We start from the raw sequence: 16,633 nt of genomic DNA, 5'->3' as shown, positions 1-16,633 counted from the left end.
GTGCGCATTATAGACCCAGCAGAAACAACGTCAACACAAATCCGCAATCTAAAAATTTATGAGCGAATAAGAAGGTCAGCCAACCAGACGAGGCGCCGCAAGGACTCCGCTCGGCCGGCATCGGCTCCGGCGACATCCGATCCCGCGGTTGCCCGACGGTGGGTGCAGGTGGTATCGTCCGCGCGACACGCGGGAGAGAACTTCTATCTGAATGGCAGAAGTCGCCGAAGGCGCAACCCCCGGAACCGCTCAGGCAAAAGGACCGCGCGTGCAGTAAAAGTCTGGAGAGCGATACGAGCGCGCTGCGTTTGCGTATCCACCGAAGGGGCACTCCGTTGCCGCGCGCCTGAGTCTATATATATGTGGAGGACGGTGAGGACGGAAAATCTCTCAGGTACAAGGGACAGATGGGGCGAACCTGGCGATGCGCTGTGTTCGTCCCTTTTCGTTCACCCCTACGGAGCGCCTCCGCGATGACAACTGCTGCCAAGCAAACCCCACTCCACGCCGCCCATGTCGCTTCAGGTGCACGCATGGTCGACTTTGCCGGCTGGGACATGCCGGTCAACTATGGATCACAGATCGAGGAGCACCATGCAGTGCGCCGCGACGCCGGTATGTTCGACGTCTCGCACATGCTCGCCCTCGACCTCGCGGGCCCGGACGCCACCCATTGGCTGCGCCGGCTGCTCGCCAACGATGTGGCCAAGCTCAAGGAGAGTGGCAAGGCGCTCTACTCCTGCATGCTCAACCCGAACGGCGGGGTGATCGACGATCTCATCGTTTATCGCTTCAGTGAGGCCGACTACCGGATCGTTGTCAATGCGGGCACGGCGGACAAGGACGTGGCGTGGATGCGCCAACAGATCGCATCCACAGGGGTCAATGTGACCCTGCAGGCGCGCCGCGATCTGGCGATGATCGCGGTACAGGGCCCGCGCGCGATCCAGCGCGCAACCGCGGCGCTACCCGAACTTTCCACCGCTAGCGGCATTCCCGCCCCCTTCAGCGGCGCCCGGGTGGGCGACCTGCTGATCGCCCGCACCGGATACACCGGCGAGGACGGCCTCGAGATCGCCGTGCCGGCCGCCCGCGCCGAGGCAATGTGGAACGCACTTGCGGCCTCCGGGGTGAAGCCCTGCGGCCTCGGTGCGCGCGACACGCTTCGCCTTGAAGCAGGCATGAACCTTTACGGGCAGGACATGGACGACACCGTCTCGCCGCTCGACGCCGGACTGTCCTGGACGGTGGACCTGAAAGACGAAGCGCGCGACTTTGTCGGCCGCACTGCCCTGGCGGCCCGACCGGCCACCCAGCGCCTGCTCGGCCTCATCCTCGAAGACAAGGGCGTGCTGCGCTCGCACATGAAGGTCTTCACCGCTGCCGGCGAGGGTGAGACCACCAGCGGCAGCTTCTCCCCCACGCTCGAGAAATCCATCGCCTTCGCACGCGTTCCGCTGGGGAGCAAGGCCGGCGAAGACGTCGAAGTGGAGGTTCGCGGCAAGCGCCTGAGGGCGCGCACCGTAAAACTTCCCTTCGTGCGCAACGGCAAACCACTCGTCTAACCCCCTCCCGGGCGCGGCGACACGCCGTCGCGCCCACTTCCACCGTCCGCAGCGGATCAGCTCGGTCGGTAAGCAGTCATCCGGAATTCCCACCTTCACGATTGGAGCACGCCATGAGCAACATCCCCGCCAACCTCAAGTACACCAAGTCGCACGAATGGATCCGCGTTGAAGACGACGGCACCCTGACCATCGGCGTCACCGACCACGCCCAGGAAGCTCTCGGCGACGTGGTCTTTCTCGAACTGCCCGACGCAGGTCGCAGCCTTTCGGCCGGCGAAGCGTGCGCGGTGATCGAGTCGGTCAAGGCCGCCTCCGACATCTACGCCCCAGTGGCAGGTGAAGTGATCGCCAACAACCAGGACGCGATCGACACCCCCGAGAGCATCAACGCCGACGCCTACGCCAACTGGCTGTTCAAGCTCAAGCCGGCCAACGCAGCCGACGTCGCCGCGCTGATGGATGCCGCTACCTACGAAGCGGAAATTGCCCAGGCCTGATCATGAGCGACTCCCTGCTTTCCGCCCCGCTCGCCCGGCTCGAGCAGCGCGACGCATTCATCGGTCGCCATCTCGGCCCCAACGCCGAAGAGATCGCGTGCATGTGCGCAGCGATCGGCGTACCCAATCTGGACACCCTGATCGCGCAGACAGTACCGGCCGATATCCGCCTCGCGTCGCCGCTGCCGCTCGCTAATCCGATGCCCGAGCATGAGGCCCTCGCCCGCCTGAAGGCCATCGCCGGCCGCAACGTGGTGAAGAAATCCCTGATCGGCCAGGGCTACTACGGCACCCACGTCCCCGCGGTCGTGCTGCGCAACGTGCTCGAAAACCCGGGCTGGTACACCGCCTACACGCCCTACCAGGCCGAGATCTCCCAAGGCAGGCTCGAAGCCCTGCTGAACTACCAGCAGATGGTGATCGACCTCACCGGCCTGGAACTCGCCAACGCCTCCCTGCTTGACGAAGCCACCGCCGCTGCCGAGGCGATGACGATGGCGCGCCGCGTGTCGAAGTCGAAGTCGAACGTATTCTTCATCGACGAGGCCTGCTTCGCGCAGACCATCGACGTGGTGCGCACGCGCGCGCACTATTTCGGCTACGAACTGGTCTATGGCAAGGCCGCCGAGGCCGGCAGCCACGACTGCTTCGGTGCGCTGCTGCAGTACCCGAACGCGCGCGGCGAGGTCGTCGACCTCACCATGCCAATCGCCGAGCTCAAGGCCAGGGGCACCGTGGTCGCGGTCGCCAGTGATCTGATGGCCCTGGTGCTGCTCAAGAGCCCCGGCAGCATGGGCGCCGACATCGCCCTCGGCTCGGCGCAGCGCTTCGGCGTGCCGATGGGTTTCGGCGGCCCGCACGCCGCCTTCTTCGCCACCCGCGAAGGCTACGTGCGCTCGATGCCGGGCCGCATCATCGGCGTCTCCAAGGACGCGCGCGGCAAGACCGCGCTGCGCATGACGCTGCAGACGCGCGAGCAGCACATCCGCCGCGAGAAGGCGAACTCGAACATCTGCACCTCGCAGGTGCTGCTCGCGAATCTCTCCGGCTTCTATGCGGTGTATCACGGCCCGCAGGGCCTGCGCACCATCGCCGCGCGCATCCATCGCCTCGCCGCCGTGCTCGCCGCCGGCCTGCGCGAGGCCGGCTTCGGCCTGCACGACCGCCCCTTCTTCGACACCGTCGAGGTCGAGGTCGGCGTGCGCGCGCCCGCCATCCTGCGCGCGGCCGAGGAAGCCGGCTTCAACCTGCGCAGCGTCTCCGGCACCACGCTCGGCCTCGCAGTGGATGAGACCACCACGCGCGAGGACATCGCGGCAATCCTGGGCTGCTTCGGCGCCTCCACCGACCTCAGTGCACTCGACGCTCGCGTCGCGGCCGCCGGCGGCGCGCTGCCCGTAGAGTTACTGCGTAGCGACGCCGTGCTCGCCCACCCGGTGTTCAACACGCACCACACCGAGCACGAGATGCTGCGCTACCTCAAGAAGCTGCAGAACCGCGACCTGGCGCTCGACCACTCGATGATCTCGCTCGGCTCGTGCACGATGAAGCTCAACGCGACCAGCGAGATGATCCCCATCACTTGGCCGGAGTTCGCCAACATTCACCCGTTCGCGCCGCGCGAGCAGGCTGCTGGCTACCTCGAGATGATCGAGGGCCTGGCCGACTACTTGCGCGCGGTCACCGGCTTCCCGGCGATCAGCATGCAGCCCAACTCGGGCGCCCAGGGCGAGTACGCCGGCCTGGTGGCGATCGCGCGCTACCACGCCAGCCGCGGCGAGGCCAACCGCAGGATCTGCCTGATCCCGAAGTCTGCGCACGGAACCAACCCGGCGACTGCGCAGATGTGCGGCATGCAGGTGGTGGTGGTCGAGTGCGACGACAACGGAAACGTGGACGTTGCGGACCTGCGCGCCAAGGCCGAGAAGCACGCCGCCGACCTGGCCGCGCTGATGATCACCTACCCGTCCACCCATGGCGTGTTCGAAGAGTCGATCCGCGAGATCTGTGACCTGATCCACCAATACGGCGGCCAGGTATACATGGACGGCGCCAACCTCAACGCCCAGGTCGGCCTGACCTCCCCGGCGACGATCGGCGCCGACGTGTCGCACATGAACCTGCACAAGACCTTCTGCATTCCGCACGGCGGCGGCGGTCCGGGCATGGGGCCGATCGGCCTGGCGGCACATCTGGCGCCCTTCATGGCCGACCACGTGATCCAGCCGACTGGCGACGCCGGACGGCCCAACCTGGGCCAGGGCGCAGTCTCGGCGGCACCCTTCGGCTCGGCGAGCATCCTGCCGATCTCCTGGATGTACATCACGATGATGGGCGGAGAAGGTCTCAAGCAGGCAACCGAGGTGGCGATACTCAACGCCAACTACCTTGCCGCGCGGCTGGTGGATCACTACCCGGTACTGTATTCCGGCAGCCAGGGTCGGGTCGCGCACGAGTGCATCCTCGACATCCGCCCAATCAAGGCGGCGACCGGCATCTCCGAGGTCGACATCGCCAAGCGCCTGATGGACTACGGCTTCCACGCGCCGACCATGTCCTTCCCGGTGCCTGGCACGATCATGGTCGAACCGACCGAGTCGGAGGACCTCGCAGAGTTGGAACGCTTCGTGGCCGCGATGGTTGCGATCCGCGAAGAGATCCGCCAGATCGAGACCGGGAACTGGCCCGCAGAGGACAACCCGCTCAAGCAGGCGCCGCATACCCAGGCCGACTTCCTCGGCGACTGGAACCGGCCGTACACGCGCGAGCAGGCGGTGTTCCCGCTGCCCTGGGTGGCGGAGAACAAGTTCTGGCCCAGCGTCAATCGCATTGACGATGTCTACGGCGACCGCAACCTGTTCTGCGCCTGCGTGCCCATGAGCGACTACGCGGCATGACGCAGTAGCGCTGTTAGAATCCGGCGAACCCGGGAGCAGGCCACGCCTTCGGGCGTGGCCTTTTTTCTTGCCGGCGCACGGCGATCGCCGTGCCCCCTCATCCTTGAACGGAAGCACCGAAGGTGTTCATCGCGCCCCGTACCGACCGCAAGCAGCTCTGGCTCGCTCTCCTGCTCTCGAGCCTTGGGGTTCTGCTGCTGCTCGCCCTGATGCTCTGGGATCAGAGCCGCCCCGTGCCCATGCACGACCTGCATCTCGCCGAGGGCGAAAAGCTGCGCTGTGTCTCCTACGCCCCCTACCATCGCCCCGGGCAGACGCCACTGCGGCCGGAAACGCGGATCGAGCGCGAACAGATCGCCACCGACCTTGCCGCACTGGCAGAGATCACCAACTGCATCCGCCTCTACTCGGTCAGCCAGGGGCTGGAGCAGGTGCCGGAACTTGCCCGCAACGTAGGGCTGAAGGTCCTGCTCGGCGCTTGGATCGGCTACGACAAGACGATCAACGCAGCGGAGCTCGAGCGCGCCCTGGCGCTCGCCAACGCCAACACCGACGTGGTGCGCGGACTGATTGTCGGTAACGAGGTCCTGCTTCGCCGCGAGCGCACCGAAGACGAGATGCGCGAACTCATCCGCCACGCCAAGACCCATGCCAAGGTCCCGGTCACCTATGCCGACGTGTGGGAGTTCTGGACCCGCCACGACAGCCTCGCCGCCGAGGTTGACTTCATCACCGTGCACATCCTGCCCTTCTGGGAAGACGAGCCGGTGGATATCGACCGGGCGCTAGAACACGTCGCGGCAACCCGCGAGCACGTCGGCCAACACTTCGCCGGCAAGCCCATCCTGATCGGCGAAACCGGATGGCCGAGCGCAGGCCGCCAGCGCGAGGAATCGAAGCCCTCGCGCGTGAATCAGGCACGCTACATCCGCGAGTTCGTCCACCGCGCCCATGCAGAAGACTGGGACTACAACCTGATCGAAGCCATCGATCAGCCCTGGAAGCGCGCCCTGGAGGGTACGGTCGGCGGCTACTGGGGCATGCTCGAGGCCTCGGAGCTCGCCCCCAAGTTTCCCTTTTCCGGGCCGGTGGCCGAGCGCGAGACCCTATTCGGTCCGATCGGCGGTGCGCTCCTCGGCGGAGTGCTCGGCTTCCTTCTCTCCGCCACCGGCCGGCGCACCTACTGCTTGCGCGTCAGCGCCCTCAGCCTCACCGGCGCAATGGGCGGGCTGGTCGCGGTGCTGCATTGGGAGCACGCCCACCTGGCCTACCGCAATGCACTCGAATGGTCGGTACTAGGCACCGTTGCGGCGCTGGCCGGGCTCCTGCCGCTGGTGCTCACACGTTGGTTCGGCGAGCCGGTTCCCTGCACGCGGCGCGCCGCACGGATCCTCTGGCACGCCGACCGCCTGCGCACCAAGGCGGCATCGATCGGCATGCTGCGCGGACTGCTGCTGTTCGCCGCGGCGGTCGCCGCCCTGCTGCTCTGGGTGGACCCGCGCTACCGGGACTTCCCGGTCCTGCTCTATCTGGCTCCGGCCGTGGTCCTCGGCGTCACCGGCTGGTGGCGCAACGGCACCACCCACGCCGAGCGCCTGTGCGCGGCTGTTCTGCTCTTCTCGGCGCTGGCCCGCTGGTCATCGGAACCGGCCAACCCCCAGGCCATCGCCTGGGCGCTGACCGGCGCCGCATTGGCCCTGCCGGTGCTCCTGGTGCGGCCGCATCAGCACGATCAGGCCTAGGAGCGTGCCGACCGCCGCCGGGTCGTAACTGTAGAGGATCAGCCCGACCAGGCCGGAGAGCCAGGCAAGCCACGCCACCGCCCGCCAGCCGGCAAGGAAGGAGGCCACGCCCGCAGCCAGGCTCAACCACCCCACGCGCTGGTGCTGGAAGCCCTGCACCAGCAGGTCGCGGGCAAGGCAGGCAGGTCCCCCGGAAGTCCCGTCGGAACATGCACTTGCGAGCACCCCGGCCTCGATCACCCGATACCGGAGCCAGAGTGCGACCAGCGCAAGTAGCGTGCCCCAGATCCAGACTGCTGCACCGCCGCATTTCGACCCAATATTTCGCGCCATCCACTGAATTCCCTGCAGAATCAGCCCGCTTTGGACAGGCTGCGACACTGTTGCAAATTGGCACGCTCACGTGCTCGTAAGCATATGAAATCGCGCATAAAATGCGCGCAGCTGCCGAGTTGCACCGGGCTTCGCAGCCATTCTCCGCATTGTGTCACAAGGCTTGCAGGACACGAGAAGCGCAGCGCAACAACACATTCCCCCTTCGGTGACGTCGCCCCTCGTCACCGAACACAAGACTCCGCTCAAAAGGCACTGTTGCAGCCCGCCCAACCGGCGGGTCAAGTACTGGAAACACGATGACCAAAGCCGTCTCCCACCTTGGCCGCCTGGCCATCGCGATCGCCATCGCAGCCGTCGTTGCGCTCACGCAATACTGGATCTGGCACCAGCTCAATCGCAGCGCCGAGTTCACAGGCACCAACCAGAGCATCAAGGGTTTCGCTTACAACGGTTTCCAGCGCGAGCAGAGCCCGCTCAAGGGCACCTTCCCCACGCGCGAGGAGATTGCCTCGGACCTCGACCTGCTCGGGCGCAAATCCGACGGGCTGCGCACCTACGGCGTTACCGACCTGCCCCCGCTGCTCGAACTCGCGGGTCAGCGTGACATGCTCGTCACCGCTGGCGCCTGGCTCGATGCCAACATGGAAACCAACGAGCGCGAGATCACGGCGCTGATCGACGCCGCTCGCAAGATGCGCCACGTCGAGCGCGTGATGGTCGGCAACGAGGCCATCCTGCGCGGAGATCTGAAAGTCGAGGAAATGATCGGCTATCTCGACCGCGTGCGCAAAGCGATCCGCAAACCCGTCTCTACCGCGGAGCCCTGGCACGTCTGGCTGCGCTACCCGGAGCTCGCCAAGCACGTCGACTACATCACCGTTCACCTGCTTCCCTACCACGAGGGGCTGCCCGTCGAGCAGGCGGTCGAATACGCCTTCCAGCGCTACGACGAGGTGGCGCAAGCCCATCCGCGCAAGAAGATCGTGGTGGGCGAGATCGGCTGGCCAAGCCGGGGGCCCACCATCGATGCCGCCGTACCCTCGCTCGACAACCAGGCGCGCTTCGTTCGCGAATTCCTCGCCCATCCTCGCACCGCACGCATCGACTACTTCCTGATGGAAGCCATCGACCAGCCCTGGAAGGTGGACGTCGAAGGCTGGGCCGGTCCCTATTGGGGCATGTTCAACGCCGACCGCGAGCAGAAGTACGCACTGGAAGGCATCGTCGAACGCGATCCGCACTGGTCGACCAAAGCGATCAACGCCGCCGCCCTAGCCTTCATCCCGATGATGCTCACCGCGTTCTTTCTGCCCGGCTGGAGCGTCTTCGGTCGCGTGTTCCTTGCCGCACTGATCCAGGCCTGCGTGTCGACGCTGATCATCGGCATCAACGTGCCGGTCGAGTACTACCTCACCCAGCGTGACCTGATCGGCCTCGCGCTGCTCATCGGCGCCACCGGCATGACCGCGGCGGTGCTGCTGTCCCACGGCTTCGAGTTCGGCGAGGTCCTGTTCAAGAAGAAGTGGCACCGCCGCTTCATGCCGCTGCCGCCGCACGCCCCCGACCAGCAACCCTTCGTATCCATCCACCTTGCGTGCTACAACGAGCCGCCCGAGATGGTGATCGCCACCATCGACAGTCTGGCGAAGATGAACTACCAGAACTTCGAAGTCCTGGTGCTGGACAACAACACCCGCGACGAGGCGCTGTGGAAGCCGCTCGAGCGCCGCTGCGCCGAGCTCGGCCCGCGTTTCCGCTTCTTCCACCTCGCCAACTGGCCCGGCTTCAAGGCTGGCGCGCTCAACTACGGACTCAAGGTCACCGACCCGCATGCCGAGGTCGTCGGCGTGGTGGACGCGGACTACGTCGTCGATCCCGACTGGCTCGCCTGTCTGATCCCGCACTTCGATCAGCCGGACGTCGCCGTGGTGCAGGCGCCGCAAGCGCATCGTGACTGGGAAACCCAGCCCTTCAAGCGCATGTGCAACTGGGAGTTCGACGGTTTCTTCCGCATCGGCATGCACCACCGCAACGAACGCAACGCGCTGATCCAGCACGGCACCATGACCCTGGTGCGCCGTCTGGCGCTGGAGGAGGTCGGCGGCTGGTCCGAGTGGTGCATCTGCGAGGACACCGAACTCGGCCTGCGCCTGATCGAGAAGGGCTATGACACCCGCTACGTCGACCACATCCTTGGCCGCGGCCTCACCCCCTCCGGCTTCGCCGCGATCAAGAGCCAGCGCTTCCGCTGGGCCTTCGGCGCGATGCAGATCCTGAAGGCGCACCTGCCACAGATGATCGGGCGCAGCAGCTTGAACCTCGCCCAGCGCTACCACTTCCTCACGGGCTGGTTCGCCTGGCTGGGCGACGCGCTGCAGCTGGTGTTCGCCTTCGGAAGCCTGCTCTGGACGCTTGGCATCCTGCTGTTTCCGAAGGCCTTCGGCCTGCCGGTGGTGTCCCTCGCGCTGCCGATCTTCGGCTTCATGATCTTCAAGGCGGCACTCGGCCCCATTCTGTACCGCCGCACCATGGACTGTCCCTGGAGGGACATCCTCGGCGCCTCGATCCTGTCGGTGGGGCTCGCACATGCGATCGCGCGCGGCGTGTTCGCCGGCCTGGTGAAGAAGAAAGGCGTCTTCGTGGTTACGCCCAAGGGCTGGCGCGGCGGCGGTGCGCTTGCTTTCTTCAACCCCATCCGCGAAGAGATCGGCATGCTGGTCGCACTGCTGATGGGCGCGGCAACGCTGGTCGCACAGCGTGGCGCGGACAACCTGGAGACGCAGCTATGGGTCGGCATCCTTTGCCTGCAGTGCATCCCCTACGTGGCCGCCATCTTGTGCCAGGTCGCCGCCTACATGCCCGAACGGCGCAACGCTGGGGCCTCATGCGCCCTGCCCGGCTCGGCCTGAGGAACCTGAGGAACAGGCAGCCGCACACGGGGCGCGGCACCGCCGCCCTGGCTTTGTGGCGCTGCACGCGTCAGTACAGCGCGAGCGCCAGGGCTGCAGCAACGATCAGTACTGGGTAGATAAGCGCTGTCACACGCAGGCCGCCAGCAATCATCGCCCTCTGCGGCACATGTCCGCTGCCGAAGATGATCGCATTGGGCGGCGTCGCCACCGGCAGCATGAAGGCGCAGGAGGTTCCCACCGCAACCAGCACCGCAAGCGGGACCTGATCCACCTGCGGCGCCAACCCCAGGAAAAGCGGGATCAGCAGCGCGGCGCTCGCGGTGTTGCTGGTGACCTCGGTGAGCAGCAGGGCGAACAGCACCATCAGCGCCAGACACAGCAGCGCAGGCATGCCTGCCAGCGGCCCGCCCAGCTGGGCCGCCAGCCAGCTCGCGGCGCCGCTTTCGCCCAGCACCTTGCTCAGGGTGAGCCCTCCCCCGAACAGCAGCAGCACGCCCCAGTCGGTACTCCGCTCCACGTCCTTCCACTCGGCCAGGCGCAGGCCATGCAGCAGCACCAGAGCCAGAACCGCCACCATCGCGTCATAGCCGCGCGCCAGCCCCAGCCAGTTCGAAAGCGGTGCACCGAGGACCCACAGCAGCACCGTGGCCCCGAACACAGCGATCATCCGTCGCTGCGCTTCCGTCCAGGCCGCCGGCGGCGGGGGAGGTGAAACACAGGCGCTCAGGCGCGGCTTCAGCGCCCAGCGCAACCCGAGCTCCATCAAGGGCATCAGCACCACGACCAGCGGCAGACCCCAGGCCATCCACTGCGCAAAGCCCAGCCCCACATTTGCGGCTGCGATCGCGTTCGGCGGGCTACCGACCAAGGTACCGATGCCGCCGATGTTGGCCGCAAAGGCCACCCCGAGTAGCACGTACATCCAGGTCCGGCGCTCGTCCTGCAGCGGTAGCGGCGCAAGCAGGCCGAGCGCAAGCGGCAGCATCATTGCCGCGGTGGCAGTATTGCTGATCCACATCGACAGCAAGGCGGTGAGCCAGAACAGCCAGCGCACCGCCCGGCCAAGATCCGAGCCCGCACGCCGCATCACATGCGCCGCAATCCAGCGATCCAGCCCCTGGCGCTGCAGACCCGCGGCAAGGGCGAAGCCGCCGAGGAACAGGAAGATGACCGGGTCCGCAAACTGCAGCAGCGCGTCGTCGAAGGCGAGGACGCCCGAGAGCGCCGCCAGCAGCGGCACCAGCAAGGCCGTCACGCTGACATGCAGTGCCTCGGTGATCCATAGCCAGGCGATGGTCACCAGCAGCGCGATCCCCGCCCCGCTCTGCTCGGGCAATCCCTGCAGTCCGGCGAGCAGCCCGACGTAGAGCACCAGCGCGAAGATCAGCTTGAAACTACGGTGCACGACCCTGGCTCCGTCAAAGCGAATGACACGCGCGCCAACCCTGCAGGACACTCGGCGTACCCGGTCGCGCCTCGGGGCACCGCACCCCGCCGCCTCAGCCCTGCCAGGGCGGCAGGCGGGCCGGTACCTGCGCCCAATCAAAGGGGCGATAGTCCGGCAGACCGCCGCGCACCGGCTGCACGACCTCGCCCGAGATCAGCGGGCGGATGTACTCACAGGCCGCAGGCGTGACGTGGAGGCCATCTGCAGCGATGAACCCGGGCGGCAGCGTGCGCTCGAGGTTTGCAATCCCGGCCGTGTCCACCGCCTCGATCGCCCATGCATACGGCTCACTCCCCAACCGCCGAATCCCCGGCATCATGCCACCCTGCCCAGCCAGCGCAAACCGGACCGCCGCCTCCCCGACCGCCAGCGCCTGGGCCTGGTCGGCGGCCGAGAGCCAGTGCCCGGCAGACCTCTGCATGTAATCGGGGATAGCCCAGTGGTACTTGTAGCCGAGCCGTTCGTGAATGAGGCGCGCGACCGCGAGCCCTGCGCCGCCGAGCTGCACGTAGCCACGCGCATCGCGCGATTTTTCCATCAGCAGCCCACCATCGGCACGACGAATCCCCTCGGACACCGTGACCGCGCAGTAGCCCAGTCGCTCGGTAACGCTCCGCACCCGGGCGAGAAAGGACGCTTCGTCGAAAGGCACCTCCGGCACCAGCACGATATGCGGCGGTCGGTCGGGGTCGCCGCCCGCGGCGAGTGCGGTGGCCGCGGCCAACCAGCCCGTGTTGCGCCCCATCACCTCCATCACGAACACGCTGCCCTTGGCGCCCACCATGGACGCGATGTCCAGCCCGGACTCGAGCATCGAGGTGGCGACGTACTTCGCAGCCGACCCGAAGCCGGGGCAACAGTCGGTGCCGACGATATCGTTATCCACCGTCTTGGGCACCCCGATGCAGATGAGCGGGTGAGCCCGCCGCCGCGCCTCGGCCTGAATGCGGGCCACGGCGTCCATCGAGCCGTTGCCCCCGTTGTAGAGCAACCAGCCGATACGATGTGCGTCGAAGGTCGCGAACAGGCGGTCCATCACGCGTCCGCCATCGTCGTGCGGCAGGTCGAATCGGCACGAGCCGAAGGCACCGCCCGGCGTACGCGCCAGACGCTCGACCGCCTCATCGTCGAGGGTGGAGGTGTCGATCAGATCCTCGTTCAGCACACCCGCGATACCCCGGTGGGCCGCATACACCTTCGCGATCCGCCCGCCCTGCGCACGCGCAGTGCGAATGACCGCCGCAGCGGTGGCATTGATGACCGCGGTCACGCCGCCCGAGTGTGCATACAGCAGCTTGTCGTGATTCATCGCACGCCGCTCCTGGCCGGCCTCGGGAAGCACATCCCGGGCATCGAAATGAAAGCGGCGCGGCCCGCCACCCCGCAGGGGGCGCAACCGCACCGCTGTTGCCGCACGCTTCGGGCGTCGCGGCACGTCCGCACCAGCGCTTACTTGAGCGCGTCGAATGCGCGTGTGGTGATCTCGTCGACCGCTCCCAGCCCCGAGATCTTGCGCACCTTGGGCGCCTTGGCATCCCCCGATGCAGCCCACTTGCTGTAGTACTCGACCAGCGGCTTGGTCTGCGAGTGGTAGACGTCGAGGCGCTTCTTGACGGTTTCTTCCTTGTCGTCGTCGCGCTGCACCAGGTCTTCGCCGGTGACGTCGTCCTTGCCCTCGACCTTGGGCGGGTTGTACTTGACGTGATAGGTGCGACCGGAGGCGAGGTGGGCGCGGCGGCCACTCATGCGTTCGACAATCTCGGCATCAGGCACATCGATCTCGAGCACGAAGTCGATCGGTACGCCAGCGTCCTTCATCGCGTCGGCCTGCGGAAGGGTGCGCGGGAAGCCGTCGAACATGTAGCCCGACTTGCAGTCGTCCTGCTGCAGGCGGTCCTTGACCAGGCCGATGATGATGTCGTCGGACACGAGGCCGCCGGCATCCATGACCTTCTTGGCCTCCAGGCCCAGCGGGGTGCCCGCCTTCACCGCGGCGCGCAGCATGTCGCCGGTGGAGATCTGCGGAATGCCGAACTTCTCCTTGATGAAGTTGGCTTGCGTACCCTTGCCGGCGCCCGGCGGTCCCAACAGAATCAGTCGCATACTCCCTCCCGTAAATGGACGGCCAGTGCATGGCCGTTTCCTTATTGATTGAACAGCAGAAACTTAACTGACGCGCGTCGGGTGGTCAAACCCCTCCAGCCGCGAAGAATGCGCGTACCCGCTCCAGATCCTGTGGGGTGTCGACCCCGGCCGCGGGAGCCTGCGCAAGCTCGAGCACCCGGATGCGGTGGCCATGCCACAGCGCACGCAGTTGTTCCAGCGCCTCCCAGTGCTCCAACGGCGAGGGCTCGAGACTTGCGTAGCGGCGCAGGAAGCCGACCCGGTAAGCGTACAGGCCGACGTGGCGCAGCACCGGCAGCGCTGGCGGCAGGTCGCGGCCGCCCTCCCCCCAGGCGTCGCGCGCCCAGGGAATCGGCGCTCGCGAAAAATACAGTGCGCGCCCCGCGGCATCACACACGACCTTGACCACATTGGGACTGAAGACCTCGGCGGGATCGTGGATCGCATGAGCGGCCGTGGCGATCGCAGCCTCTGCGTCCGCGGCCAGCGCCCGTGCAACCGCCACCACGACCGCAGGGTCGATGAGCGGCTCGTCGCCCTGCACATTCACCACGACGTCCTCGTCCGCCCAGCCGCGCAGCGCGGCGACCTCAGCGAGGCGGTCGGTTCCGCTCGGATGGTCCGGGCGGGTCATCACCACCGCGCCACCGGCCGCCTGCACCGCATCGCGCACACCTTCGTGGTCGGTGGCAACCAGGGTCTCGGCAGCTCCCGCCGCCTGCACGCGCTCCAGCACGCGCACGATCATCGGCTTGCCGCCGAGGTCGGCCAGTGGCTTGCCGGGGAGCCGGGTGGAGGCGTAGCGCGCCGGAATGACGATACGAAAGGCCGCGGATGCCATGGCAGCCATTACTTGCGCAGGGCGTCGACTTCCTCGGCGCTCATCGCGCGCGCTTCCTCGTCCAGCATGACCGGGATGCCGTCGCGGATCGGATAGGCCAGGCGATCAGCCTTGCACACCAGTTCCTGCTTGTCCTTCAGGTAGTCGAGCGGCCCCTTGCACAGCGGGCAGACGAGGATTTCAAGCAGTCGTGCGTCCATCTTCCAGTATCTCCAGGATGCGTTCGGCAGCGCCCGAACCGATCTGCGCCCGGACCGGATACTCCCAGCAGTCATCGGGCGCGAAAGCGGCGCATTTTACCGCATCCTTGGCCGTCATCAGGATCGGAAGTGGCTCGTCGAATGCGAGGTCAGCCGGAGTGAAGCGGTGATGGTCCGGGAAGGGGTGCGGAACCACGACCATGCCCTCGCTCGCGAGCTGGTCGAAGAAGCGCTGCGGACGCCCGATTCCGGCCACGGCATGCACTCGCTGACCACGCAGCTCCACAGCCGCGCGCCGACGCGCGGGCCCTGCGAGCGCATACAGTTCTCCACCGTGCAGGCGCATCGGATACGTGGGCACCGACTCAAGCGCTTCGCGCACGGGCAGCGACAGTGGGCCGTGCGCGACGACCAGATCGACCTCGCGAAGACGCGCGAGCGGCTCGCGCAGCGGCCCCGCCGGAAGCAGCAGACGATTGCCGAGGGTGGCTTCATCCACCACGACAATCTCGATGTCGCGCCCGAGGCGGTAGTGCTGCATGCCATCGTCCGCGATGAGGACGTCGCACTCCGGGTGCAGGCGCATCAGCTCGCGCGCCGCAGCCGGACGGTCGCGGCCGATCACGAGCGGGCAGCCGGTGAGCCGCGCCAGGAGCACGGGTTCGTCACCGTAAAGCACTGGATCACCCTCGCGCGGCACCATCGCCACCCGGCCCTCGGTACTGATCCGCCCGCCATGCCCTCGACTGACGATGCCGGGGTGGCGCCCCGCGCCCCGCAACACGCTTGCGAGCCAGTCCACCACCGGGGTCTTGCCGCTGCCGCCCACGGCAATGTTGCCGACCACGATCACCGGTAGCGGAAGCCGCTCCGGCTGCACCGACCTGCGCCGCTGGGCAGCCAGTGCTCCGAACAGGCAGGCGAGCGGACGCAGGATCTGCGCGACCGGGCCGCGCTGCAGCCAGAACGCGGGCGCCCGTGCCGCCATGCTCAACGGCTCACTGCGCCGGGGCCTGGGTCGCGAACGTGATGTGCGGCAGGCCCGCACGCTGGGCGGCCTGCATTACATCCACCACACTCTGGTGCGCCGCCTTGGCATCCGCATTGATGACGATGACGGGCGGACTCCCCGCCTCCCCCGGCGCGACCTTGCCGAGCGCGGCTGCGATCGCGTCGATGCTGCGCTCGCCCACGGGCTGGCGGTTGACCAGCACCTCGCCTGCAGCGGTGACGGCGACGACGATCTCCCGCGAGACGGACTCCGCCCCATCGGACTCGGCCGTCGGCAGGTTGATCTCCAGCCCGGAAACCTTCGAGAAGGTCGTGGTGAGCATGAGGAAGATGATGATCACCAGCACCACGTCGATGAGCGGAATCATGTTGATCTCCGGCTCCTCGTTGCGGCTGCCGCGGCGAAAATCCATGGCTGTTCGTCCTCAGACCCGGCGGTCGCCGTGCACGACCTCGACGAGCTTGACCGCCTGCTGCTCCATGTCGATCACGAAGCTGTCGATCAGCGCCTTGAAGTGACGCCAGAAGATCATTGCCGGAATGGCGATGATGAGGCCGAGCCCAGTCGTGTACAGGGCGATCGAGATGCCGTGCGCAAGCTGGGCCGGATTGGCGCCGCTCACCCCCTGAGAGGCGAAGATGTCGATCATGCCGATGATGGTGCCGAGCAGGCCCATCAGCGGGCTGATCGCCGCAATGGTGCCGAGCGTGGTGAGGAAGCGCCCCAGTTCATGCACCACGGCACGGCCGGTTTCCTCGATGGCTTCCTTCATGACCTCGCGCGAACTGTTGACGTTGCGCAGCCCCGCAGCCAGGACGCGGCCGAGCGGAGAGTGCGCAGCCACGCGCTCGATCATCTCGAGCGAGGCCTCGCCCTGGCGGACGTCGGCAAGCACCTTGTCGAGCAGTCCGGCCGGAACGATGCGGGCGCGACGCAGGGAGATGGAGCGCTCGATGATCAGCGCAAGCGCAATGACCGACGCCAGAATCAAGGGCCAGATCGGCCAGCCGACGGCCTGGATGATCGCGAACACGCGCGGAAACCTCGTTTGGGTAAA

General features: G+C 66.9%; 14 protein-coding genes and 1 riboswitch. Of the genes, 5 read left to right on the top strand and 9 right to left on the bottom strand.

The genetic code is table 11. The annotated features are described in order from the left end of the window. The first annotated feature begins 180 nt into the window (after nt 1-180). Nucleotides 181-275: riboswitch (glycine riboswitch) on the top strand. Nucleotides 276-473: 198 nt separating this feature from the next. From gcvT to ACUH78_RS08895, 4 genes are all read left to right on the top strand, one after another. Then, on the top strand, nt 474-1,565 hold the full coding sequence (gene gcvT, locus ACUH78_RS08910) for a glycine cleavage system aminomethyltransferase GcvT (RefSeq protein WP_445333267.1): 1,092 nt from the start codon (nt 474-476) through the stop codon (nt 1,563-1,565). Nucleotides 1,566-1,678: 113 nt separating this feature from the next. Beyond that, on the top strand, nt 1,679-2,065 hold the full coding sequence (gene gcvH, locus ACUH78_RS08905) for a glycine cleavage system protein GcvH (RefSeq protein WP_418363364.1): 387 nt from the start codon (nt 1,679-1,681) through the stop codon (nt 2,063-2,065). Between the two features lie 2 nt (nt 2,066-2,067). Further along, entirely contained in the window at nt 2,068-4,962 is a 2,895-nt protein-coding gene (gene gcvP / locus ACUH78_RS08900; RefSeq protein WP_435751405.1) for an aminomethyl-transferring glycine dehydrogenase, read from the top strand. Between the two features lie 122 nt (nt 4,963-5,084). Then, nucleotides 5,085-6,704: a glycoside hydrolase family 17 protein gene (locus tag ACUH78_RS08895; RefSeq protein ID WP_418363366.1), complete on the top strand. Its 1,620-nt coding sequence runs from the start codon at nt 5,085-5,087 to the stop codon at nt 6,702-6,704. Here ACUH78_RS08895 and ACUH78_RS08890 read toward each other — a convergent pair. Further along, on the bottom strand, nt 6,600-7,037 hold the full coding sequence (locus tag ACUH78_RS08890) for a hypothetical protein (RefSeq protein ID WP_418363367.1): 438 nt from the start codon (nt 7,035-7,037) through the stop codon (nt 6,600-6,602). The genes ACUH78_RS08895 and ACUH78_RS08890 overlap by 105 nt on opposite strands. Nucleotides 7,038-7,336: 299 nt before the next feature. Here ACUH78_RS08890 and ACUH78_RS08885 point away from each other — a divergent pair, with 299 nt between their 5' ends. Further along, a complete protein-coding gene (locus ACUH78_RS08885; RefSeq protein ID WP_418363368.1) occupies nt 7,337-9,949 on the top strand; it encodes a glycosyltransferase family 2 protein in 2,613 nt (870 codons plus the stop codon). 70 nt (nt 9,950-10,019) lie between these two features. Here ACUH78_RS08885 and ACUH78_RS08880 read toward each other — a convergent pair whose 3' ends face one another. From ACUH78_RS08880 to ACUH78_RS08845, 8 genes are all read right to left on the bottom strand, one after another. Next, nucleotides 10,020-11,357: an SLC13 family permease gene (locus ACUH78_RS08880; protein ID WP_418363369.1), complete on the bottom strand. Its 1,338-nt coding sequence runs from the start codon at nt 11,355-11,357 to the stop codon at nt 10,020-10,022. A 94-nt stretch (nt 11,358-11,451) separates the two neighbouring features. Continuing rightward, nucleotides 11,452-12,708 (bottom strand): 6-phosphofructokinase, encoded by a 1,257-nt coding sequence (locus ACUH78_RS08875; protein WP_418363370.1) that lies wholly within the window; start codon nt 12,706-12,708, stop codon nt 11,452-11,454. 140 nt (nt 12,709-12,848) lie between these two features. Beyond that, entirely contained in the window at nt 12,849-13,502 is a 654-nt protein-coding gene (adk, locus tag ACUH78_RS08870; protein ID WP_418363371.1) for an adenylate kinase, read from the bottom strand. 85 nt (nt 13,503-13,587) lie between these two features. Further along, entirely contained in the window at nt 13,588-14,373 is a 786-nt protein-coding gene (gene kdsB / locus ACUH78_RS08865) for a 3-deoxy-manno-octulosonate cytidylyltransferase (RefSeq protein WP_418363372.1), read from the bottom strand. Continuing rightward, nucleotides 14,373-14,564: a Trm112 family protein gene (locus tag ACUH78_RS08860; RefSeq protein ID WP_004312605.1), complete on the bottom strand. Its 192-nt coding sequence runs from the start codon at nt 14,562-14,564 to the stop codon at nt 14,373-14,375. Before ACUH78_RS08860 ends, kdsB begins: the two co-directional genes overlap by 1 nt. Next, complete coding sequence (lpxK, locus tag ACUH78_RS08855; RefSeq protein ID WP_445333266.1) at nt 14,545-15,552, bottom strand: tetraacyldisaccharide 4'-kinase; 1,008 nt, start codon at nt 15,550-15,552, stop codon at nt 14,545-14,547. Before lpxK ends, ACUH78_RS08860 begins: the two co-directional genes overlap by 20 nt. 10 nt (nt 15,553-15,562) lie before the next feature. Further along, on the bottom strand, nt 15,563-15,988 hold the full coding sequence (locus ACUH78_RS08850; RefSeq protein ID WP_418363373.1) for an ExbD/TolR family protein: 426 nt from the start codon (nt 15,986-15,988) through the stop codon (nt 15,563-15,565). A 12-nt stretch (nt 15,989-16,000) separates the two neighbouring features. Beyond that, entirely contained in the window at nt 16,001-16,609 is a 609-nt protein-coding gene (locus tag ACUH78_RS08845) for a MotA/TolQ/ExbB proton channel family protein (RefSeq protein ID WP_418363374.1), read from the bottom strand. Nucleotides 16,610-16,633 lie beyond the last annotated feature (24 nt).

This window comes from Thauera sp. ZXT1-4 (assembly GCF_052598215.2).
This window is presented reverse-complemented; position numbering and strand designations above follow the sequence as displayed.

What these genes read in the sequence shown, in the direction of transcription:
- gcvT (WP_445333267.1), top strand. Translation starts at nt 474, where the DNA reads ATGACAACTGCTGCCAAGCAAACCCCACTCCACGCCGCCCATGTCGCT.
- gcvH (WP_418363364.1), top strand. Translation starts at nt 1,679, where the DNA reads ATGAGCAACATCCCCGCCAACCTCAAGTACACCAAGTCGCACGAATGG.
- gcvP (WP_435751405.1), top strand. Translation starts at nt 2,068, where the DNA reads ATGAGCGACTCCCTGCTTTCCGCCCCGCTCGCCCGGCTCGAGCAGCGC.
- ACUH78_RS08890 (WP_418363367.1), bottom strand. Translation starts at nt 7,037, where the DNA reads ATGGCGCGAAATATTGGGTCGAAATGCGGCGGTGCAGCAGTCTGGATC.
- ACUH78_RS08885 (WP_418363368.1), top strand. Translation starts at nt 7,337, where the DNA reads ATGACCAAAGCCGTCTCCCACCTTGGCCGCCTGGCCATCGCGATCGCC.
- ACUH78_RS08875 (WP_418363370.1), bottom strand. Translation starts at nt 12,708, where the DNA reads ATGAATCACGACAAGCTGCTGTATGCACACTCGGGCGGCGTGACCGCG.
- adk (WP_418363371.1), bottom strand. Translation starts at nt 13,502, where the DNA reads ATGCGACTGATTCTGTTGGGACCGCCGGGCGCCGGCAAGGGTACGCAA.
- kdsB (WP_418363372.1), bottom strand. Translation starts at nt 14,373, where the DNA reads ATGGCTGCCATGGCATCCGCGGCCTTTCGTATCGTCATTCCGGCGCGC.
- ACUH78_RS08860 (WP_004312605.1), bottom strand. Translation starts at nt 14,564, where the DNA reads ATGGACGCACGACTGCTTGAAATCCTCGTCTGCCCGCTGTGCAAGGGG.
- lpxK (WP_445333266.1), bottom strand. Translation starts at nt 15,552, where the DNA reads ATGGCGGCACGGGCGCCCGCGTTCTGGCTGCAGCGCGGCCCGGTCGCG.
- ACUH78_RS08850 (WP_418363373.1), bottom strand. Translation starts at nt 15,988, where the DNA reads ATGGATTTTCGCCGCGGCAGCCGCAACGAGGAGCCGGAGATCAACATG.